Genomic DNA, 20,576 nt, shown 5'->3' on the forward strand with positions numbered 1-20,576 from the left:
TAAGTGAATGTCTTAGTTGCACTTATTACAATAGAAGTATTTCACTTTTTTCACCAAAAGAAAAAGCACACCAGAGCAATTGTCAAGGTGTACTTTTCTCTGAATCAGCTATTCTCCTTTAACACTCTTTCCAACCTTCTGCGCAGTAGTGCAATTCCTCCCGATCCAGATTGTGCGTGCCGAAGCATTCCAGCTTTATCAAACACATAATAAGCAGGAACATAACGAAAATTAAACGAATCTGATAGACGTTCATCCATATCCACAAGCACTGGATCTGTAATATTCTTCTCCACTACTGCTGCTCTTATTTTTGAAAGGTCATTATCGGACTCTGAAAGTGGTGTATGGACACTTATTACGTTTAACTTCCCTTTTAACTCATCACGGATTTGATTTATGGAAGGGATCGATTTTTTACAAGATCCGCAGCTTATCGACCAAAAATATATCAGTGTTGGTATCTCACCAATTATGTCCTCCCTCCTTACACCACTACTATTAATCCACATACTCTCCCCTAATTCAGGCATATGATCTCTTAATCTCAATCGAGAAACCTCCTTAAATTTAGAAAAATCGACATACGTTAAAGGACTTTCTTATGCAAGTGTTCTTTGCTTCCTTAGAAATTTTCATAATTCAGCGTACAAACCTCCTATACGGATGCCTTAATTGTACTGTGCAAACAGGAAAGTTTCAGACTTTCCGAAAAAGCACAAATATGTTTGAAAATCTTTTTTATAGCTCTTTAATTTATATATGATAAGTATAAATCGACTGTGCCATTCACATAAAAAAGCGACAACCAACTATCACCTTCCAGATGATAGTTGATTGTCGCACTTAATTACTCACATCATTAGTCGTTTATTTATTAGCTCAACTTTTCATTGACCGCTTGACAAACATCTTCAGAAGTCTGACCTTGCGCGTTAATGACTGGTCCAGCTATACTTGTCGTTTGCATACCCATGACATCTTTGTCCTGACCAGAAATTACACAGCAATCACAATGTGCCGCATCTCTTTCTGTACGTAGGTCAATAATTTCATGTCCCATTTCCATTAATGCCGTTTTAATATCGGTTAAGTTCTCTTCTACAGCAATTCTTGCCATACGTAATCCCTCCTAAAGCATCCATTTACAATTGTAGTATCTACAAAGTTGTAAACAATATACCAATTAATTCGAGAGAGTTTGAACCGTATGTACAACTGCCTTCACTCCAACTTCTAATGCAGCTTCGTCAGGGCTAAGTTTTGCATGATGCAGTCCATATGGAGAGTTAACCCCAAGCCAGAACATAAAACCTGGAATCACTTTTAACATATCTCCAAAATCCTCGCCAGTCATCGCTTCAGTAGCCTCGTGATACGTTATACCAATTCGTTTCATCGTTTCATAAAATTCATCGACATACTTCTTTTCATTATAGACTTGATAATAGTTTGCTCCATAATCAATTGTTATTTCACAATCATAACTAATTTCAAATCCTCGTTTCAGTTTTTCAAGCTTTTCCTTAATAATAAGAAGTGATTTTGGATTTAATGTTCGAATTGTTCCTTCAAGTCTCGCTGTTTCCGCCACCGCATTCTGAACAAAGCCACTTTCCATTTTCCCAACCGTAATAACCGCAGGATCCAGGGGATCTAATCTTCGTGAAATAATTTGCTGTATTTGGATTACAAAATTGCTAGCAGCTACTGTCATGTCTTTTGCCAGATGTGGATATGCAGCATGTCCACCAAGGCCTTTAAAATCTATAAACAATTCACTTGTATTAGCAAAAAGAAGTCCGGATTTTGTTGACACTGTTCCAACTGGAAGGTCTGGAGCAATATGTAATGCAAAGATAACATCTGGCTTCCATTGCTGGAACTCAACAGATTGAAGCATTGGCAACGCTCCTCCTGGCCCCTCCTCTGCCGGCTGAAAAATAAACACTACATCGTCGTCGATTTTTTGATCGATAATGCGCTTCATTGCACCAAGTGCAATTGTCATATGAAAATCGTGACCACAAGCATGCATTTTTCCCGTGTGCGTTGATTGGAATGCTAACTCTGTGGACTCCGCAATTGGCAGACCATCCATATCACAACGGAAACCAATCATCTTCTTTGGTGCATTACCAGCTATTTTAACAAGTATTCCAGTTTTCCAAGTCTTAACGAAAACTCGTTCATTGTGCATTGCTTCGATTTCTTTCAATATATATTGCTGTGTTTTAAATTCTTGAAAACCTAATTCTGGAATTCGATGCAGATCTCTTCTGATCTCTTGCAATTCCTGTAAATTCATTACCATCGCCTACTTAATTATCTAGTTTACGAAGCTCCTGTTTAATTTCTGTTTTTGATTTCGTTTGCTCATCAATTTCTTTTAATACTTTAGCGGGAGTACCACCGACTAGTGTATATGGAGCAACATCCTTTGTTACAATTGCTCCAGCAGCTACGATAGCACCCTTTCCAATTGTAACTCCTTCTAATACGACAACATTTGCTCCTATTACAACATCATCTTCCACAATAACTGGTTTAGCTGAAGGGGGTTCAATAACTCCAGCAAGTACTGTCCCAGCACCGATATGACAGTTTTTGCCTACAGTAGCTCGTCCACCAAGTACAGCGTTCATATCAATCATTGTGCCCTCACCAATAACAGCTCCTATATTAATGGAAGCTCCCATCATAATAACCACACCGTCACCAATATCAACTTGGTCACGTATAATTGCACCCGGTTCAATACGCGCATTAATTCCTTTAAGATCTAATAATGGAATCGCTGAATTTCTGCGATCATTTTCAATGACATAATCTGTAATTGAGGATTTATTCTGTTCCAAGAACATCTGAATGCTGCTCCATTCCCCGAATAAAACTCCAGTTTGATTCTCTAAAAATGCTTGAATTGAATCATCCATATCGAGGTCACTTAAATTTCCTTTGATGTAAACCTTAACTGGTGTACTTTTCTTACTATTTGAGATAAAACTGATTATTTCATTTGCATCCATCATGTTCATGTTTTTTCTCCTCCTGATAAAAAGCTATTTTATACTTTAACAGAGTGGTTTTCTCATCGCAATAATTTTAGACAAAAAAACCTCAAAAGTTAGATATAGAAACTAACTTTTGAGGTGCTGGGAAAAGGTTTATTTTTTATACGAGCTCGTATAGATATCTTTTTTCAGCTGTTTTAAAATAGCTCTTCTCGTTAAAATACCATCGAAATAACCGTCTTGGTCCACTAAGCAGACAAAGGCGTGATCAATAACTGCATTTAATCCGTCTAAGAGTGTATGTTCCCTTGTAAGAGTTGGTATATCACTACTCATCACTTCTTTAACACGCATTTCGCTAAGCTTTTCAATTTCAAATCGTTCCATGCCTAATATTTGATTTAAGATAACTGTTTTTCCAATGATTCCAACAAATTTATACGATGCATCAAGCACTGGAACAGCAGAATAACCAGATTTCACCAATACTAACAATGCATGCTCTAACGGATTATTTAATTGTACATGGGCAACTTTCTCTGATGGAATTAGTAATTCATCCACCGAGATATTAGCAAATTCCTTATCTTGAATAATACTCATAAAACATACGCCCCTTTATAAATCTATACTATTTATTTGTAACTTCATTTCGAATGCCTGTAATTTCGGACTTGCCACCACATCTATATTAACATAACTAAAATTTGGATACATCTTATAACAAGTTTAGTTGCAAAAATTGTGCACTTATTTCACAACATGAACATATGTTCATATACAACGAGGTTAGTCGAGTACATACAACATTGGAGGTATAATATTTCGGAATACCATCACATGAGCGGAAGCATAATGATTGTTGCATTTATCGGGTTGAGCGAGCGTTAACATTTTTGTCGCTTGGCTACTGATGCGTGGTGAATCAAAGGAAACTTAAATATTCGCAGTGCTTTGCTTCACGTACTTGGTGATTTACTCGGATCCGTTGGAGCACTTACTGCTGGGTTACTGATTATACTATTTGGATGGTGGATGGAATATTGCAGAACCGATTGCAAGTGTTCTCGCAGCTATTTAATTGTAGTTTCCGTATTTTGGGTGACGTGACAGTCTTTGCATATTTTATCGGAAGGTAAACCAGCTAGTATTGATGTTGAATCATTAAAAATAATTTAATGGAATTAGACGGGGTTGGAGATGTTCATGATATCCACGTTTGGTCCATTGCATCTGAATTTCCATCCATGAGCTGCCATCTTATTGTCAATAAGACCGTTGATCGTGATCAAATATTACAAACCGCTAATGAGAAAATTAAAACACAATTTAATATTAATCACAGTACGATCCAGATTGAAGGGAAAGGTTCTCATTTCCACAATAGCTGTGATTCCTATGTTTGACTGTGTAATAAATAACGGAATAACGGATGTTTACTACTATATATATGCCTAACAATAAAGGGGTAGCTAATGAAAATACACAAATTCAGTAAAAATGAAGAAATTGTAAATGCAATTACCCATGGAATTGATGTATTTATGAGTTTTAGCCAGCCGGCAAGTCTTCTTCAGATTGTCATGAGTTGAAGGAAGTCTCGCTGCCGCTTTAGCGCTTCGTGGTCGTAGCCGTTTCGGTACAATTAACAATTCAATTAAATTTTATGCTCATGATATATCCGGAAAGCATCCGCCAAGTTTTGAGGAAAAATAAGCTAATAGTTAAACGCATTAACCCAAAAACAGTTGATGCGTCTTTCATTTTTAGAAAATTCCATACAAATTAATTATAAGTAAATGGCTGAATAATGTCAATTAGTCGAATTGAAACGATAATAGTACTAAAGATTCTTTTATATTTATACTACCATACATTCGTGCTATAATTTTACCATCTGTTTAATGATTCAAGAAAGGTATGACAAAGATGAATCGACGTACTTTTATTAAAAGATCCATTGGAAGCTTGCTTACTTTCATTGGTCTTAGCGGTGGCACCTACTATTATTCTAAAGAAATTGAAACACACTTATTAAAAGTTACCGAAGAAACCATTTCTTCCCCTAAAATAGATCCCATTTTTAATAATTTCAAAGTAATTCAGTTTTCGGATACACATATTGGATTTCATTACTCATTAAATCAGCTTAAAGAACTTGCGAGGAAAATAAATGCACTAAACCCCGATTTGATTGTTTTTACTGGTGACCTAGTTGACGAACCTAATAATTATCATTGGGGACAAGAGCTAAACAACATTCTTTTATCGATGCAAGCAACCTACGGCAAGTATTGGATATATGGAAATCATGATCATGGCGGCTACGGGACGGATATTGTTTATGAAGTGATGGAACAATCAGGTTTCAATTTACTCCAAAACTCTCATGCTATTATTACAAAGGATAACTCCCATTTCACGCTTGCAGGTGTCGATGATGTCATGCTCGGAAATCCCGATTTAACTGAAGCTTTAAATGAAGCAAATCCCAACCTTTTCACTCTACTGCTTGCACATGAACCTGATTACGCGGATACTGCAGCCGAATTCCCTATTGATGTCCAACTCTCTGGCCATAGTCACGGTGGTCAGGTGCGATTTCCGTTTATTGGAGATTTATATACACCCTTGCTTGCAGAAAAATATGTTCAAGGTAAATATTACTTAAACGACGATAAATTTAAACTATTCGTAAACAGTGGAATTGGAACAACAAGATTACCATATCGCTTCCTTTGCAAGCCGGAATTGCATGTTTACACACTTCAAAATCAGCACATATAATCTAAGAACTTCATTCAAGAAAGTTCCTAATATCCCTGCTGAATATATAGTGGTATGACCGCCTGGTTTTTGAGCAGAAGTAGAATTTTATGGAATGCCCCCCATCTTTACGTACTTCTTTTCGTCATCCATGGATGTGTGAGTGACATTCCATAATGCCTGAAATTGTCATAAAGAATTCATCGGAATGTGCAGCGAATTTAACAGGCAATGTTATACTTACTTTAAATATTGCAAGGGTTATCTTAAAAAAGGTCTTTCAATTATAGATTAGATTTGGAAAGGAGATTCTAATGAAGCATTTATTTATACTTTTAGGACTTAGTATCCTTTTATCAGCTTGCGGAGGATATGCAATCGATTCAAACATCTCCGAAATGGTTACAGACTTTGAGTTTACAACCCAAGACAATGAAACATTAAGCCTTGAGAATCTAAAAGGTGAATGGTGGATTGCTGATTTCATTTTTACAAATTGCACAACAGTATGCCTGCCAATGACCGCAAACATGGCTGCATTACAAACAAAACTTGAAGATGAAGGAATTGATGCGAAGCTTGTGTCGTTTAGCGTTGATCCTGATTTTGATTCACCTGATGTGCTGAAGGCATATGGTAAGAGCTATGATGCGGATTTCACTAATTGGTACTTTCTTACTGGATATGATTTCAATACAATCAAAGAACTTTCTGTCAATTCTTTTCGAAACCTTGTAGAAGCTCCCCCTGAAGGATCTGATCAAGTATATCACGGAACCCGATTTTTCCTTGTAAGTCCTGAAGGCGAAGTAATCAAATACTATAGCGGTACAGAATCAAATGAAATAGATTTAATTGTTAATGATTTAAAGAAAGTTCAATAGTTTACGTTTCAAAATCTGAAGAGCGGAAGTAGACCTGCCACTCTTCTTTTTTTAATTTTCCCACAGGAAATTGTTGGCTATGCAGCTAAGTGAATAATGCATCTCACCCAAAGATAAAAAATAATATTTATTTGCCACCGGACAAGCTTTGGGGTACGATAGGTTTAGGATTGAACGATGGAAAGGAGAAAAATAATGAAGCAGGACATACCACTGCAAGACTTGGCTCAAGCGCTTTTCACTATTAATCGCCATGCAAAAACAGCACCTGAACCAAAGCATTTATATCAAATTAAAAAAGCAACAATCAATAAATTATTGGACGAAAATAGAGCTGAAAAAATAGGTCTACATTTTTCAGATCATCCAAAGCGCAGTAATCAACATTCAACATTACTTGTGAAAGTAGATGATTATTTTTTCCATGTACCTCCATCAAAGGAAGACTTCAAACAGCTAAAACATCTTGGTTCCCTTGACCAAAACTATCGGAACCCCCAATCAAAGATGTCATTATCTCAAGCGAAACGGATTGTCTACCGATTTATTGACTGGAAACCGGAAAAGAAAGAGCAGCATAGGCAAAAACGTTACACTTCATCCTACTATACTCCTTCCGCACTAGGAAAAATGGAATGGCCTCCAACTAGTTCACGTCGTAATTCGTAACTCCAACTTCTGTATGTTTATTCCTTATTGACTTAAGGGTATCACACAATCAAAGGAGGAGTTTACCATGCAAGAGCTTCAAAATTTTGTTTATGAATTGCAACGCTACGCGGATCAAACACACACCTTGAAGGACGCGTTTGAGAAGCTCTCCGAAACAGAGAAAGAGTTAGTAATGAATGTAGCCCCACCAAGGTTAAAAGCACCTAACGAATATTTCCAGCCCGTATATGAGTGGCTGGAAGCAATCCATCGATTACGAGAATAAAATGGTTAAAGCACATTGCAGTCTAAACTGCATGTGCTTTTTTTATGGAAATTATATAGGGTGTTTCTCTACGTACCGTCTACCAAACAGCCACGTTCAAATTGATATATCATCAATCAGACCGCTTGTACTTTTGTTCACCTTTTTCTATTTAGTTGGATTTAAACTTATCTATGTTAATTTATGATAAAATGCTTAATCAATATCGCGATTGATAAGAGGAATCCAAATAAGGATATGCTTTGAAGTGCAATTTTTGCCACATCCATCTCATTCCCGACTATTAAGTCTATTCCAGAAACGATAGCTATGATAAATAAGCTACTGATAGTGTAGATAAGAAGTCTATCAAATTTCATTTGAACTACCCATATAATAAGTGATTTCACACAAAAATATAGAATCAGTATACTTACAAGGCCACAAAATAAATAAACATAATTCGCATCAAAACCAACATTACCAATATGGATAAATGACATTAGTTCAATGTGCTTCAATCCGCTCCCATCCCTCCGAAACTGTTTATTTAACCATTCTTTCCAATGTTTTTATTTCATATACTATATTCGTTTCATTCTTTTGCTATACTCTAAGATAAATACGATGAGAACAAGGAGGGAATATGGATTGAATAAACCTATATTATTTATTATTTTGGGTGCTGCACTCTGGGGAACAATTGGCTGGTTTGTGAAACATCTTTACGCTTTTGGTTTCACTCCAATGGAAGTTGTTACTTTACGAGTATGGTCTTCAGCTATTATATTAATTATATACATGCTTAGCCTTTCACCGAGCAATCTGAAGTTAAAGCATTATAGCGACGTTAAATATTTCATCGGGACTGGAGTATGCAGTATAATATTTTTTAATTACTGTATGTTTACTGCCATTGAATTGTCTACTATACCGATAGCTACAGCACTGTTATATACTGGACCAACTTTTGTAACAATTATTTCCTTTTTCTTATTTAAAGAGCCTTTCACACGCATCAAATTTATTGCCCTTTTTATGACTTTATTGGGAACGTGTTTAGTGGTTGGCTTATCACCAGGAAATTTGAATAACCTTGACTTCGCAAGTATATTATTTGGTCTTGGTTCTGGTTTGGGATATGCACTATACAGTATTTTCAGCAAATATTCCTTACAAAAGTATTCCAGTTTACAAGTAACGTCATTTACATTTATTGTTGCTGCAGTGACACTTCTACCCTTTTTTCCATATCAGGAAAAGTTCTCATTGCTGCTCGATGCAACAGCTTTATTCTATGCAATAGGGCTCGGCATTTTGCCAACTGCATTGGCATACATACTCTATACGTATGGCTTACAGTATACAGAAGCCTCAAAAGCTTCTATCTTATCAACTATCGAACCAGTTGTAGCAACACTAATTGGTATATTTATTTTTCTAGAGACCTTTACATTTGTACAAATGCTAGGTATGGGCTGTATTATTGGAGCTGTGCTGATCGTCCAGCTCTACGGGAGAAACAAACGAGTCTATAAACAAAAGAGCAAATCTATCCTTTAACGGTTAGTGAAATAATTTTATTCAAAATATCATATAGTACCTTTTCAAAAAAGAGGATAAAAGGAACCAAAAATTCAAGAAGTTTTGAGTACCGGGCTTCTACATGATATAGACGTTTTTACAAAAGTTCATTGCATCCTTTAACATGTGATGAATGGAAAAACAAAACAACGAGTTTACACAGATTGTGGTGACTTTGACATTTTATACATGTCGGTCTTAGTTGAATGTCTTCTGCTCTCGCCGTGTCATTTTTCTCGGACTTTTTTGAACATCCTCATATATACACAAAAGCAGGAATGTTTTCACATCCTGCTCTATGTAACTCCTTAACGATTCATTTCAAGATCCTTATTTCGGAGAGCTTTTACATTTGCTTCTTGCCTTTTCTCTAAACGCATCTCTATTTGTGTAATTCTCTCTTCGTCATTTAATAGATCTTGCTTATTTTGCTTAACTAGTTGTTCAAAATTTAATGCTCTAGGTCTCATCTGTTACACTCCTTATAATGTTCTAACTATATTATACCTCAAATTAATCGTTATAAATCGAAATTATTTGAACATTTTATTAAAAAATTGTCACACTTCTTCAAAATTTTGTCATATTATATTATTTTACAAGAAAAGGCGGTAATTTCCATGCAATCTTTAATCAATAGTAATGTTAAAAATATCCAAATATCAGGTATCCGACGATTTTTTCAAATGGTTGCCGACGAAAAGGATGTAGTCCAACTCACAATTGGTCAACCCGACTTCCACACACCAGATTATGTAAAAACAGCAGCATCAGATGCAATATTCCAAAATAAAACGACGTATACACATAATGCTGGTATTATCGAATTAAGAAAGGCTATCGCTTCATTCAATGAAACAAATTATGGAATCAGTTATAATCCAGCTTCAGAGATTATTGTAACTACCGGTGCTTCACAAGCAATTGATATTACATTTCGCACGATTCTTTCTCCGGGAGATGAAGTCATTTTACCTGGACCAATCTATCCCGGTTACGAACCATTAATTACACTGGCAGGAGCCAAAGCTGTATTTGTCGATACAACTGGTTCTAATTTTAAACTAACCAAACAAGCATTAGCCGAAAAGATTACACCAAAAACTAAATGCGTTGTCCTGCCATATCCCTCAAACCCTACAGGGGCATCTTTTACAAAAGCAGAATTACGAGACTTAACCGATGCATTAAAGGATAAAGACATCTTTATTCTTGCAGATGAGATATACAGTGAATTACTTTTTGATAGAGAGCATATTTCGATTGCAAGTTTTCCATCAGTAAAAAATAAAACAATCGTTATTAATGGTTTATCCAAATCACATTCCATGACAGGTTTTCGTATCGGCTACGTTTTAGCTCCTGCCTGGATAAGTGAACATATCTTAAAAGTTCATCAATATAATGTTTCATGTGCCTCATCTATTAGTCAGTACGCAGCATTAGAAGCTCTAACACGTAATTCCAACAGTGTTCAGTTCATGCGGGAAGCATATAAAAAAAGAAGAGACTATGTATATGAACGTTTAAATCGAATGGGTTTAACCGTAGGCAATCCCGATGGAGCCTTTTACTTTTTCCCTAAATTCCCAATTAAAGAAATGAGTTCGTTTGAACTCGGAATCGCTCTCGTCCAAAAAGGGAAAGTGGCTTTAGTTCCCGGCGATAGTTTCTCTTCATTGGGAGAAGGATACATGCGATTATCATATGCTTATAATCTGGATACCTTAACAGAAGGACTGAACCGAATTGAATCCTTTTTACAACACGAGCAGTTACTGTAAATAGCAAAAGCTATATAAAATATCCACGCACATAGATATTAGCTTTTCGTTGATGTTGTTTCTTGTTTTACTTTTTCATAAAGGTTTAATAACCGATCAAGTTCTTGACTGATGTAGACAGATTCATTATCCGTAAATCCCTTTTTTAAAGCTACATCAGTCATTTTTTTACGCAAAAATTCAATACGACTAAGAATATTTTCAGTAGATTCCATTTAAAATAACATTCTCCATTCTTAACTAAATCTAATTTTCAATCATTTTCAGCAATAAGATAACAACCCAAAAAATTTTCCTCTCCCGAAAACAAAACAAACGTTCTTATTATAATTTAGTATACTATTTATAATCAAAATTACCAAATAATTAGAACAAAACTCCGATTATTTCTTTGTACAGTAAAACCCTTACATAAGTTAAAGTTCGATTACTTCCTATGTCTGTGGTACTATTAATATTGAAACTTGTACAGGAGGGGTGACTTCTATGTCGGAAGTCAAAAAGAAAAACGAATGGCTCGAATGGACGAAAGCTATCATTATAGCCATTTTAATCGCTCTTTTCCTTAGAACCTTTATCTTTGCGACCTCTATTGTAGAGGGGGAAAGTATGGATCCAACCTTAGAAGATGGAGAAAGAGTAATTTTTAATAAGATAATTTATATTTTAGGTGAACCAGACCGCGGAGATGTTGTCATCATTCAAAGGCCGACTAAAAATTATGTAAAAAGAATTATTGGGTTGCCTGGTGAGACCATTGAAATAAACGGAAGCGATCTTATTATCGACGGTAAGAAATATGTCCAAACCTTTTTAACGGATGATGCACTTTATAAAACCGGAAATATCGGACCACTTACCATCCCACAGAACAGCTATTTTGTTATGGGTGATAATCGGGCAATTAGTAAGGATAGTCGAAATGGGCTCGGATTTATTCAAGCTGAGGAAATAATTGGGAGATCCGAATTAATTATATATCCATTCAGTGAATGGGCATTAACGAAATAAAAAATCATACGTATCCTTTTTTAAAGGGGCGGCTCTTCGCTGCCCCTTTTCCTATTACTTTTCATTATCCAGCAAACAGTATCCTATGTTAAGCGCGAGAATTCCAAAACAAACTACACCAAATAAAATTTCCATCGATGTGGCACCCCTTTCATTTTACCTAACTGCTAACTTTACAATAATATATCTTAAACTTCCTCTATCATACCAATATCCTCACCCTAAATAAAGCAAAATATGATAAAATCATATAAGGAAATCTCAAGCAATTTAATTAGCTTTATATTAAAACAAAACATTCAATGGTACTATTTTATAAAACAAAAACCTTGTCAGGCAATGTTTTTAACGGTTACCAAGCTTGTCATTTCTTAGACAACACGAAGCACGGTATATGTGCAGTTAAAGCTGGAGGTGGCTTATCATGTTCCACTGCCCTTATTGCGGCACCAACGTAAAGGAAAAGGAACAATATTGTATTAAATGTGGTAGACCGTTACCAAATGATATAGAAAGCCGAATTTTTAATAAAAAGAAATTCAATAAATTCTGGCTTGTTCCAATAATCGTTGCTTTTCTTATTACCTCCTTTTCAGGGGTATATCACTTAATTTTAAAAAATCAAACTGCTGATGCTAAAGAGCTATATGCACAAGGGGAACAGCAATTCACAGAAGGGAACTATGAAGAAGCACAAAAGCTTTTCTCAAAATCGATCGATGTTCACCATAATTTTGAACAAGCAGAAACATCACTTAAGTTCTCTGATATTGCCATACAGATTGAGGAATCGTTAAATGATGCAAAACACTTACAAGAGGAAAAACGTTTCCAAGAAGCCAACACCATCATACATGATGCATCTGCGCTTTTAAATAATTATAATGGCTTAGCAGTTGACCAAATGATTAACCAAATAGAAACTGTCCGCAGCCATTTAAAAATCGCAGAGCTCACACATAACTTAGAGCAAGATCCTACTATCGATGACTTAAAGATTATGCTTTGGGATGCAGAAGCTATTAATCACGAGGGGGCGGACGAGCTTACACAGACAATACGTAACCAGATCATTAATTATTCCTTCACAAAAGCAAGTGAACAACTGAACCAAAAACAGTTTAATGATGCACTATTGTTAGTAGAAGACGGATTAAAATATGCACCAGAATCAGAAAAGCTTGATAGTCTTCAAATAACGATTGGAAAAGAGAAAACTGCATTTGAAACAGCTGTTCAGCAACGTATTGAGCAAGCAATGAATAGTGCTGCACAGGAAAATGAGTTAAATGAAAATGATGCGATTGAGCTCGTTTCTGCAAGTATAAAAAAGGATAAGCAAGACAACATCTTTGTTCAAGGCAAGGTAAAGAGCGTTGCCACTGTGCCGGTACACTCGGTGGTTATTGAATACACAATCAAAGAAAAAGATGGCTCGGAAATTCTGACAAACGAGGTTGTTACATTTCCAGATGTCCTCTATCCCGATGAAACTGGTAAATTTGAATTCACACATTATGATTTAGATAAAAAACCGAGCAATCTTGAAATAAAGATAAGTAAAATTACATGGTATACAGAATAATTCGAAGCAAAAAACGAGTTCAAAAAAAAGGATTAAATACAAGCTCTATAATAGTACCATCAACGAGGTGAACATCTATGCGAAGCAGGCGACACCTGCCTATTATTACATCGGTCATCATATTAATCATCGGCACGATTGTAATCTTTAATTTTCATAGTAACTGGAAAGCACAAGAAATTCCAATAAATAATCCGATGGTAACCAAAATTACACAGGATCTGGCGGCAATCGATTTAAAATCGATTATTCATGAAGCCGAAAAAACGGTCATACAAATTGAAGGTCAGAATGAGCAAAGTACCTTTACTGGTTCCGGTTTTCTATATAATGAAAAAGGTGACATTATTACCAATGCACATGTTATTAAAGATGCGGATGCAATTTACGTTCGTACCGCCAACGCCCAAATATATCCTGCTGCTGTCGTAGGAATCGGTGAAGATATTGATGTTGCTGTTATTCGAGTACCACAGTTAGCCAGTCGGACTCCCCTTTCTATTGCAACAGAACACATAGCTGAAATTGGCGATGAAGTAATTGCGCTTGGGAGCCCGCATGGCTTTCAGAATACAGTAACACTTGGTATTATTTCTGGTAGTGATCGTCATTTTAATGTGGACGGATATAATTACTCAAATGTTTACCAAATTTCAGCACAAATTTCTCAGGGGAATAGCGGTGGTCCATTAATCAAACGAGAAACTGGTGAAATTATTGGTATTAATTCTGTAGGAACACAAGACGGTACAATTGGTTTTAGCATTCCAATTGTCGAGGTGCTGGACCAGATCACACAATGGTCAAATGAAGCACAGAACGAACAGCTTGAATTCTCAAGTATTACAGACCTTATTCGTTCTTCTGATTCCGAGCAAGTACTTGATGGAGCAGTGTACTTAACCGAATACTTTTTAGAGAATATATCTATCCGCGACTATGTTGGAGCATATACTCTGCTTGGAAGTTCACTCCAATTGGATTCCTCCTATCAGGAATTCAGAAACAGGTATATTAACATCGTATCACTTGATTTTTCTGAAGTGGATAGCACCATTATTGAGAACAATCGAATCAAGACAGTGGTCGATATAACTATAGAACGGAATGTGCCGAATAAGCAGAAAACCAAAAAAGAAACGAAACCATATGAGTTTATTATAGGATATGAAAATGATCAATTAAAAATTCTCAGTTACAAGGAACAAGCTGAATAGAATAGTTATATGTAAAGGACTTTGTAGATTTTGGCCTTAAACATGGCGAACGATAATTCTAAAAATTAGTGCAAACGTCTATACACAATTTCCCTAATTGCATAAAGTAATACTGTACAATCGGGAGGTGAAAAAGCATGGGCTTTGGATATGGCGGATACGACTGTGGAGGAGGCTACAACTACGGCTGCGGTGGTGGCTACGGAAGCAACTTCGCACTAATCGTTGTGCTTTTTATACTATTGATTATTGTAGGAGCTGCGTTTTACTGCTAATCATTAAAAAAATGGCTTGTGCTAACCAACATATAGCACAAGCCACTTTTATTTTTATTTAAATGGAAGTAGTTGAATGCTGAATACCTTAACCTCATTGACAACATTTTTTTGTCATTATTTATCCAATAATAACTCTTTCTTTAGGATAACTGTATTTCTCTTTCTTTTTCTTTTTTGTAAACATGAGTAGAAAGGTTATAATTCCAACTCTCCCAATAAACATAAGCAACATAAGAATTATTTTGCTAAACGTACTCAATTCTCCTGTAATTCCTAGTGACAATCCAACTGTTCCAAAGGCAGATGTTACCTCAAAAAGAATTTGATCTAATGAAAATGGTTCAACAATTGACATGAGTAAAATCGAGCTAAACACAAAAATAAATGCAACTAATGTAACTGTTACGGCTTTAGACATATCTCCCTCATAAATTTCCCGATTGAATATTCGTACACTCCTTCCACCACGAATATAAGTAATGATGAAAATTAACGCTAAAGCAAATGTTGTTGTTCGAATTCCTCCACCCGCACTGCTCGGTGAGGCCCCGATAAACATCAAGAACGAAAGAAATAAATGGTTTGATTCTGAAAGTAAGCTTACATCCATAGTTGATAGACCGCCACTCCTAGTTGTTACTGATTGGAATAAAGCGTAGAATAACGATTCATGCCATGATTTCCCCACAAAGAAATGATTTATATCCAGTAAAAAAATACCTAATGCCCCTACTCCAATTAAGGTGAAAAATGTGAACGTTGTTAGCTTTGTAAACAAACTGAACCGAAAGAAATTTCGCCTGCCCTTTTTAAAAAATACGTATTCCTTTACTTCTATCCAGACCGGGAAACCAATCGCTCCAAGGATAATTAACAACATATAAATAAATTGCACGAAATAGTCATGGTCGTACGGAATCAATGATTGACCAGTAATATCAAAACCCGCATTGGAAATAGCACTAATTGTGCCGAAAAAGCCATGCAAATATGCTTCACTTGCTGTTGGAAAATATCGTAGAAAATACGTCCCCAAAATAAGAAAACCAATAAATTCAATGACAAGTAATACATAAATTATTTGTTTGATTAAACGTACCATACCCTGAAAACTTGACTGGTTCTGATCCGTCATAATTAAACTTCTCTCTTTAAGGCCGATTCGTTTTCCTAGAACGAGCCAAATCAATGTGCCGATAGACATAATACCGACTGCACCTAATTGCATAATCATTGCAAGCACAATAACTCCGAGTGTACTTAACGAATCGACAATCGATATTGTACTTAATCCAGTAACACTAATTGCACTTACCGATGTAAATAACAAATCAACAAAGGCTATCTCTACTCCATCTTGATGTGTAAACGGTAATGCCAGTGTAAATGTGGATAGCAATACGGCAATAAAGTAGAACAATAATAACATTTGTACCGGTGATAAGCGATTTAATATCCGATACTTCGAATGATGCATTTTCATAATTTTTCTCCTAGCTGCTAAAAAATAGAATCAAAGAACACTAAGCCAGTTCTTTAAATTTTACAAGTAATTCCCTTCCCTGATAACCTTGCTCAATAAGGTCTGTTAGCAAGTCTTCAATTATGTGTTTTCGTCGGTCGATAATGGTACCGATAAACAACACATTGATCTTGTCTCCAATCTCATTTATTCCAAGAATAGTCGTGATAAACGTAGCAGGTTCATTGCTTTCTTTTGTAATCGTTGCTTGAACCATTATTTCCCCCTGCTCCCCATGAAGCTTATTGAAGTAATTAAGATATGATGTATCCGTGTAAGCTTCAATCAACCACTGTCCTTTATCATCTTCTCTGTTGATAATAAGACCATCAAGCAGCTTAATATTCGTTTGTTCGATCTCTTCATCATCATGGTCAACAACTTCTAAACGCTTCAACTTAAATGTCTTCACCTTACTCCCCTTCTTCCTGCTTCTAATTCATTAAATAGAGTGTATCAAAAAAAAACAAAAATTAGTATGTATCCATGAAATTTTTCTAAAGTATAGTCAAACCTTACTACAAACAACATAGCTAACCATTAAACCTTGACTTAACGAATGGATTACGAATAGAACAGTATATGGATTGTAAGTTTATATTTGAAAGAAACTGCGAACTAACTTCTCGGCTGTTTTCTTCAAGTATGTGCAACAATCGCCGTCCGGGATCGCTCCGGGCGGATGCTTTCCGTGGGCACGGCTTCAGCCTCTCCGGAAGAAACCCACTTCCGGTGAGTCTTCAGACACGTGCTGTTCCCACTGGAGTCACCGCCCTGTGCTCACCCGGACTGGTAGCGCATCGATATCGTTTTTATTAATTCCACAAGTAATAATTGGTGAGCATATACTAGCGAAGTATATTTCCGGAGCGGGTAGACGCACAATCCATTTAAATACACTAATCCACAGTTTATATAAATTATTAAGGAGTGTGATTGGTTCGTGTGTCTTTTTAATTATTCAGGCTAATAAAATCGTTGTGATTATTGTATAATTAAATATATTCATCTAGTGGAATATTCTAATCTCCCCGACTGAAGACTCCATCACCACTTTGATGAATATAATAAACAAATGGAGCGATTTGTATGATGAAATGGATTCCTTTGGTCATATTATTACTGTTAACAGGTTGTTCCGGTTCTGCTCCAGCTATTATCGAAAAGATAGATACCGTACCGGACGAAACAGAAAAAGAACCTGTTCTTATTGAACAGCAAGAAGAGGAAGAAAGCGAGGAATTTATTGAGTTTTCTCTGGAGGATGAACAAATTCTAATCAGCCTAAAGATGGTGCCTATCTTAAACGAATACCTAAAAGGAGTAAGTAACAGGAAACAAGTCATTAACAAAATGCATTTAGAAAGAATATCTGCTGAATCCCATGACATTTATTTACTTGAGTTTTCCTGTGTTCATGATTTATGCTCTTATCTACTCTTTCATCCAACGAATGAAAAATTAGCTTATCTTGTTGCAGATATTGCAAAATTCAGTGGTTCCATTCTCTCACCAAATGAATCAAAAGTTGTTCTCCATTTTAGTCGATTCCATGCAAGTATTAGCAACTTAGATACGATAGTAGTTGTTGATCTAGATAACTGGAAGCTGCTTTCTTTGAATAATGAAAAAAGTAATGATACTATTTTAAATTATAGGTGGCCATTTCTTTCTATTGATTGGTTAGATAATGATAGCATTACAATAGCTACTCCAGATATCATTGAACCAACTCCCGAACTCCTCACAGAGTGGCATGAAATCGAGGATGGCCCTACAATTCATACAATTTTTAGTTTCACTTCAGATTAACTAAATAAGGAGGCTTTTACATATGAATCAAACAATCGAAACAATACTGAACCATCGTTCCATTCGAAAGTTCAAAGCTGAAGCTATAACGGACGAACAAGTCAACACAATTATCAAAGCTGCACAGCAAGCTTCGACATCCAGTAATGTAATGGCATATACCATTATTGGTATTTCCGATAACGCATTAAAAGAAGAGCTATATAAGGTTTCCGGTCATTCACATGTAAAAAACAATGCTCATCTATTGGTATTTTGTGGGGATCTGCACCGTATCAACCAACTTGCGAATGCAGATGAATCGGTTTCCATTGAAGATAATTTAGAGAGTACAGAACAATTCATTGTAGCAACGATTGATGCTTCACTTGCAGCACAAAATGCAACAATAGCTGCTGAATCGATGGGACTAGGTATCTGCTATATCGGCAGTCTTCGAAATGATATTAATCGTGTAAATGAACTTCTAGAATTGCCGAATCATGTTATCCCACTATTTGGGCTTGTCGTCGGCTACCCGGACCATCAACCAGATATTAAACCAAGATTACCTTTAGAAGCTGTTTATCATCAAAATAAATACTTGCCATTTTATGAGCAGCAAAAGCATATTGAAGCATATGATCACGAGATGAAGCAGTATTATCAAACACGTTCCTCAAATACAAAAATAGATACGTGGTCTGATCAAATGGTACGCAAATTTAGTCAGCCAACAAGAATGGATGTATCCCCTTTTGTAAAACAAAAAGGATTGAATTTAAAATAAAAGCTAAATATAAAAACGATGTATTCAAGTAGAATGCATCGTTTTTTAATCGAACTCCAATTTTTCGATATGTTGAAAATTTATTGGTTCTCCATCCACCCAAAACTTAGCACTAATTTCCAAATTTAAATCTGAAATTTCCGGATAATCAAGCAAAATTGTTGGCTGGTGATAAATACTCCCCCGCCGAAGTGTCTTCGCTAACTTATCTCCAGTAAAATTATGTATCGTTTCATCAAAACGAGCGGATACTAATGGCGTTTGATGTTCGAGTAAAATATCCTCTTTTCCAACATATTGAAGGGAGCATTGTATCTGAATTCCATCGTCTACGTCTTCCACCCTCATATGAATAAGCAGGTTATCTTCAACTTTAATCGTGGAGGTTGATGTTACAACCGACCCTTTCCCTTCTCCATCAATCAACATAACCATCGCAACAAAGCTTATTAACAAGATAGTAAAAAAAGCAATACCCCTTTTTATGACTTCCCCTCCTCCACCAAAATATCTCCCACTATATATGACGAATCAACCTACTAAAATGTTTCAAAAATAGTATTATTTACTTATTTTAACTGTAAATGGAAATAAATACAAAGTATATTAACTCCATTTTAATTCACTATAAATAGTGTAAGTATACTCGAGGAGGGATCCAGGTGACAGTAGCAAGCCAAGTAAAACAAACAATAGCTGGCTTACGAAGTGCTCAAGCGAGTTTTGAACAATTTGCGCTTCAAACAGAAAATAAACAAGCAAAGCAGGTCTATCAAAATGCTGCACAACAAACAATGAACATACTGCAAACCGTTGAACCAAGAATGGCTCAAATCGAGCAAGAAGAACCACAATATAAACAGTAATATAAAGTCGTCAACGCTCGTATGATATGTATTTCCCGATATAAAAGAGGTTGTCTTCTGGCAGCCTCTTACATATCTTTAATGAAAGTTGAGTGTGAATATGTATAAAAAAAGCTTTGTTCTATACGTTGGTTTCGTAATTTTACTTACAGCATGTGGGAATGACCTATCCATGGAACCCGCTGATAACAATGAAAAAATTGATTTAACTAAAATATCGAATGAGACATTAATAAGTCAACAGCCATCCAATAAAGCCAAAGATCTTCTCCGTAAGCATGATGAGATTATAACGGTGAAAGCAGTCAATACAGATGAGACAATGTTGATAGCCATTGAAATTGAACACATGAAACGCTTGGAGTTAGCAAAAATACAAAAGCAATATCAGAAAGAAATGAAAAAACAGTTTAAGGATTTAGATGTTGAATTATCTACAGACAAAAAAATAATTATCGAACTGAATAAACTCGAAAAGCAGATAATTAATGCTGAAATTCAAAATAAAGAATTAAAAAAGAAATTGAAACAGATTGTTAAATTATCGAAAGAACAGACCTAGCAGAAA

25 protein-coding genes are annotated in these 20,576 nt (G+C 35.8%); 14 read left to right on the plus strand and 11 right to left on the minus strand.

From position 1 onward, the window contains the following. Window positions 1-104: 104 nt before the first annotated feature. From MHH64_RS16000 to cbpB, 5 genes are all read right to left on the minus strand, one after another. Complete coding sequence (locus MHH64_RS16000; protein ID WP_095308428.1) at window positions 105-551, minus strand: TlpA disulfide reductase family protein; 447 nt, start codon at window positions 549-551, stop codon at window positions 105-107. Between the two features lie 326 nt (window positions 552-877). Next, on the minus strand, window positions 878-1,120 hold the full coding sequence (locus tag MHH64_RS16005) for a YkuS family protein (protein WP_118888986.1): 243 nt from the start codon (window positions 1,118-1,120) through the stop codon (window positions 878-880). Window positions 1,121-1,186: 66 nt separating this feature from the next. Continuing rightward, window positions 1,187-2,308, minus strand: a complete 1,122-nt coding sequence (locus tag MHH64_RS16010) for an N-acetyldiaminopimelate deacetylase (RefSeq protein WP_340002012.1) — start codon at window positions 2,306-2,308, stop codon at window positions 1,187-1,189. Window positions 2,309-2,321: 13 nt separating this feature from the next. Then, window positions 2,322-3,038, minus strand: coding sequence for a 2,3,4,5-tetrahydropyridine-2,6-dicarboxylate N-acetyltransferase (dapD, locus tag MHH64_RS16015; RefSeq protein ID WP_340002013.1), 717 nt, complete (start codon window positions 3,036-3,038; stop codon window positions 2,322-2,324). 129 nt (window positions 3,039-3,167) lie between these two features. Beyond that, entirely contained in the window at window positions 3,168-3,617 is a 450-nt protein-coding gene (gene cbpB, locus MHH64_RS16020; protein ID WP_095308425.1) for a cyclic-di-AMP-binding protein CbpB, read from the minus strand. A 1,326-nt stretch (window positions 3,618-4,943) separates the two neighbouring features. Between cbpB and MHH64_RS16025 the strand changes: the two genes are divergently transcribed. The 4 genes from MHH64_RS16025 to MHH64_RS16040 all read left to right on the plus strand — a co-directional run bounded on the left by MHH64_RS16025 (window position 4,944) and on the right by MHH64_RS16040 (window position 7,601). Then, on the plus strand, window positions 4,944-5,801 hold the full coding sequence (locus MHH64_RS16025) for a metallophosphoesterase (RefSeq protein WP_095308423.1): 858 nt from the start codon (window positions 4,944-4,946) through the stop codon (window positions 5,799-5,801). A 293-nt stretch (window positions 5,802-6,094) separates the two neighbouring features. Beyond that, complete coding sequence (locus MHH64_RS16030) at window positions 6,095-6,664, plus strand: SCO family protein (RefSeq protein ID WP_095308422.1); 570 nt, start codon at window positions 6,095-6,097, stop codon at window positions 6,662-6,664. Between the two features lie 195 nt (window positions 6,665-6,859). After that, window positions 6,860-7,333: a YkyB family protein gene (locus tag MHH64_RS16035; protein WP_095308420.1), complete on the plus strand. Its 474-nt coding sequence runs from the start codon at window positions 6,860-6,862 to the stop codon at window positions 7,331-7,333. 67 nt (window positions 7,334-7,400) lie between these two features. Beyond that, window positions 7,401-7,601 (plus strand): hypothetical protein, encoded by a 201-nt coding sequence (locus MHH64_RS16040; protein ID WP_095308419.1) that lies wholly within the window; start codon window positions 7,401-7,403, stop codon window positions 7,599-7,601. Window positions 7,602-7,777: 176 nt separating this feature from the next. Here MHH64_RS16040 and MHH64_RS16045 read toward each other — a convergent pair whose 3' ends face one another. Further along, on the minus strand, window positions 7,778-8,101 hold the full coding sequence (locus MHH64_RS16045; protein ID WP_095308418.1) for a hypothetical protein: 324 nt from the start codon (window positions 8,099-8,101) through the stop codon (window positions 7,778-7,780). A 130-nt stretch (window positions 8,102-8,231) separates the two neighbouring features. Between MHH64_RS16045 and MHH64_RS16050 the strand changes: the two genes are divergently transcribed. Further along, the gene (locus MHH64_RS16050; protein WP_118888990.1) at window positions 8,232-9,143 is read left to right on the plus strand and encodes an EamA family transporter; all 912 of its coding nucleotides are present in this window, start codon (window positions 8,232-8,234) and stop codon (window positions 9,141-9,143) included. Between the two features lie 329 nt (window positions 9,144-9,472). On the opposite strand, the gene MHH64_RS16055 is transcribed toward MHH64_RS16050, so the two are convergent. Next, window positions 9,473-9,634, minus strand: coding sequence for an FbpB family small basic protein (locus MHH64_RS16055; protein WP_095308415.1), 162 nt, complete (start codon window positions 9,632-9,634; stop codon window positions 9,473-9,475). 150 nt (window positions 9,635-9,784) lie between these two features. On the opposite strand from MHH64_RS16055, the gene MHH64_RS16060 reads away from it, so the two are divergent. Further along, entirely contained in the window at window positions 9,785-10,948 is a 1,164-nt protein-coding gene (locus tag MHH64_RS16060) for an aminotransferase A (RefSeq protein WP_118888991.1), read from the plus strand. Between the two features lie 38 nt (window positions 10,949-10,986). Here MHH64_RS16060 and MHH64_RS16065 read toward each other — a convergent pair whose 3' ends face one another. Then, window positions 10,987-11,163: an aspartyl-phosphate phosphatase Spo0E family protein gene (locus tag MHH64_RS16065; RefSeq protein WP_095308413.1), complete on the minus strand. Its 177-nt coding sequence runs from the start codon at window positions 11,161-11,163 to the stop codon at window positions 10,987-10,989. 271 nt (window positions 11,164-11,434) lie between these two features. Here MHH64_RS16065 and lepB point away from each other — a divergent pair, with 271 nt between their 5' ends. The 4 genes from lepB to MHH64_RS16085 all read left to right on the plus strand — a co-directional run bounded on the left by lepB (window position 11,435) and on the right by MHH64_RS16085 (window position 15,036). Further along, complete coding sequence (gene lepB / locus MHH64_RS16070; RefSeq protein ID WP_095308412.1) at window positions 11,435-11,959, plus strand: signal peptidase I; 525 nt, start codon at window positions 11,435-11,437, stop codon at window positions 11,957-11,959. A 424-nt stretch (window positions 11,960-12,383) separates the two neighbouring features. Continuing rightward, entirely contained in the window at window positions 12,384-13,544 is a 1,161-nt protein-coding gene (locus MHH64_RS16075; RefSeq protein ID WP_340002014.1) for a zinc-ribbon domain-containing protein, read from the plus strand. 77 nt (window positions 13,545-13,621) lie between these two features. After that, window positions 13,622-14,761 (plus strand): trypsin-like peptidase domain-containing protein, encoded by a 1,140-nt coding sequence (locus tag MHH64_RS16080; RefSeq protein ID WP_095308409.1) that lies wholly within the window; start codon window positions 13,622-13,624, stop codon window positions 14,759-14,761. A 137-nt stretch (window positions 14,762-14,898) separates the two neighbouring features. After that, window positions 14,899-15,036 carry a YjcZ family sporulation protein gene (locus MHH64_RS16085; RefSeq protein ID WP_095308408.1) on the plus strand — a complete coding sequence of 46 codons (138 nt, stop codon included), beginning with the start codon at window positions 14,899-14,901 and terminating at the stop codon, window positions 15,034-15,036. 121 nt (window positions 15,037-15,157) lie between these two features. Here the strand turns inward: MHH64_RS16085 and MHH64_RS16090 are convergent, their stop codons facing one another. Together MHH64_RS16090 and MHH64_RS16095 are read right to left on the minus strand one after the other, a co-directional pair. After that, the gene (locus MHH64_RS16090; RefSeq protein WP_095308448.1) at window positions 15,158-16,516 is read right to left on the minus strand and encodes a TrkH family potassium uptake protein; all 1,359 of its coding nucleotides are present in this window, start codon (window positions 16,514-16,516) and stop codon (window positions 15,158-15,160) included. 46 nt (window positions 16,517-16,562) lie between these two features. Continuing rightward, window positions 16,563-16,973: a YwpF-like family protein gene (locus tag MHH64_RS16095; protein WP_095308407.1), complete on the minus strand. Its 411-nt coding sequence runs from the start codon at window positions 16,971-16,973 to the stop codon at window positions 16,563-16,565. 677 nt (window positions 16,974-17,650) lie between these two features. Here MHH64_RS16095 and MHH64_RS16100 point away from each other — a divergent pair. Together MHH64_RS16100 and nfsA are read left to right on the plus strand one after the other, a co-directional pair. Further along, window positions 17,651-18,373 carry a hypothetical protein gene (locus tag MHH64_RS16100; protein WP_095308402.1) on the plus strand — a complete coding sequence of 241 codons (723 nt, stop codon included), beginning with the start codon at window positions 17,651-17,653 and terminating at the stop codon, window positions 18,371-18,373. Between the two features lie 22 nt (window positions 18,374-18,395). Beyond that, window positions 18,396-19,142 (plus strand): oxygen-insensitive NADPH nitroreductase, encoded by a 747-nt coding sequence (gene nfsA, locus MHH64_RS16105; RefSeq protein ID WP_340002015.1) that lies wholly within the window; start codon window positions 18,396-18,398, stop codon window positions 19,140-19,142. A gap of 45 nt (window positions 19,143-19,187) precedes the next feature. Here the strand turns inward: nfsA and MHH64_RS16110 are convergent, their stop codons facing one another. Next, entirely contained in the window at window positions 19,188-19,577 is a 390-nt protein-coding gene (locus MHH64_RS16110; RefSeq protein ID WP_222863049.1) for a hypothetical protein, read from the minus strand. A gap of 227 nt (window positions 19,578-19,804) precedes the next feature. Here MHH64_RS16110 and MHH64_RS16115 point away from each other — a divergent pair, with 227 nt between their 5' ends. Both MHH64_RS16115 and MHH64_RS16120 read left to right on the plus strand, forming a co-directional pair. Next, on the plus strand, window positions 19,805-20,008 hold the full coding sequence (locus MHH64_RS16115; protein ID WP_095308398.1) for a DUF1657 domain-containing protein: 204 nt from the start codon (window positions 19,805-19,807) through the stop codon (window positions 20,006-20,008). A gap of 100 nt (window positions 20,009-20,108) precedes the next feature. After that, on the plus strand, window positions 20,109-20,570 hold the full coding sequence (locus MHH64_RS16120) for a hypothetical protein (RefSeq protein WP_095308397.1): 462 nt from the start codon (window positions 20,109-20,111) through the stop codon (window positions 20,568-20,570). The last annotated feature ends 6 nt before the right edge of the window (window positions 20,571-20,576 follow it).

The organism is Oceanobacillus sp. FSL K6-0127, from assembly GCF_037983385.1.
GTDB classification, from domain to species: Bacteria; Bacillota; Bacilli; order Bacillales; family Amphibacillaceae; genus Oceanobacillus; species Oceanobacillus profundus.

Bases quoted from the DNA above. Each gene is read 5' to 3' on its own strand.
- MHH64_RS16030 (WP_095308422.1), top strand. From the start codon at position 6,095: ATGAAGCATTTATTTATACTTTTAGGACTTAGTATCCTTTTATCAGCT.
- nfsA (WP_340002015.1), top strand. From the start codon at position 18,396: ATGAATCAAACAATCGAAACAATACTGAACCATCGTTCCATTCGAAAG.
- MHH64_RS16035 (WP_095308420.1), top strand. From the start codon at position 6,860: ATGAAGCAGGACATACCACTGCAAGACTTGGCTCAAGCGCTTTTCACT.
- MHH64_RS16040 (WP_095308419.1), top strand. From the start codon at position 7,401: ATGCAAGAGCTTCAAAATTTTGTTTATGAATTGCAACGCTACGCGGAT.
- lepB (WP_095308412.1), top strand. From the start codon at position 11,435: ATGTCGGAAGTCAAAAAGAAAAACGAATGGCTCGAATGGACGAAAGCT.
- MHH64_RS16025 (WP_095308423.1), top strand. From the start codon at position 4,944: ATGAATCGACGTACTTTTATTAAAAGATCCATTGGAAGCTTGCTTACT.
- MHH64_RS16055 (WP_095308415.1), bottom strand. From the start codon at position 9,634: ATGAGACCTAGAGCATTAAATTTTGAACAACTAGTTAAGCAAAATAAG.
- MHH64_RS16085 (WP_095308408.1), top strand. From the start codon at position 14,899: ATGGGCTTTGGATATGGCGGATACGACTGTGGAGGAGGCTACAACTAC.
- MHH64_RS16090 (WP_095308448.1), bottom strand. From the start codon at position 16,516: ATGCATCATTCGAAGTATCGGATATTAAATCGCTTATCACCGGTACAA.
- MHH64_RS16100 (WP_095308402.1), top strand. From the start codon at position 17,651: ATGATGAAATGGATTCCTTTGGTCATATTATTACTGTTAACAGGTTGT.
- MHH64_RS16010 (WP_340002012.1), bottom strand. From the start codon at position 2,308: ATGAATTTACAGGAATTGCAAGAGATCAGAAGAGATCTGCATCGAATT.
- MHH64_RS16120 (WP_095308397.1), top strand. From the start codon at position 20,109: ATGTATAAAAAAAGCTTTGTTCTATACGTTGGTTTCGTAATTTTACTT.
- MHH64_RS16075 (WP_340002014.1), top strand. From the start codon at position 12,384: ATGTTCCACTGCCCTTATTGCGGCACCAACGTAAAGGAAAAGGAACAA.
- MHH64_RS16065 (WP_095308413.1), bottom strand. From the start codon at position 11,163: ATGGAATCTACTGAAAATATTCTTAGTCGTATTGAATTTTTGCGTAAA.
- cbpB (WP_095308425.1), bottom strand. From the start codon at position 3,617: ATGAGTATTATTCAAGATAAGGAATTTGCTAATATCTCGGTGGATGAA.
- MHH64_RS16005 (WP_118888986.1), bottom strand. From the start codon at position 1,120: ATGGCAAGAATTGCTGTAGAAGAGAACTTAACCGATATTAAAACGGCA.
- MHH64_RS16060 (WP_118888991.1), top strand. From the start codon at position 9,785: ATGCAATCTTTAATCAATAGTAATGTTAAAAATATCCAAATATCAGGT.
- MHH64_RS16110 (WP_222863049.1), bottom strand. From the start codon at position 19,577: ATGGTTATGTTGATTGATGGAGAAGGGAAAGGGTCGGTTGTAACATCA.
- dapD (WP_340002013.1), bottom strand. From the start codon at position 3,038: ATGAACATGATGGATGCAAATGAAATAATCAGTTTTATCTCAAATAGT.
- MHH64_RS16080 (WP_095308409.1), top strand. From the start codon at position 13,622: ATGCGAAGCAGGCGACACCTGCCTATTATTACATCGGTCATCATATTA.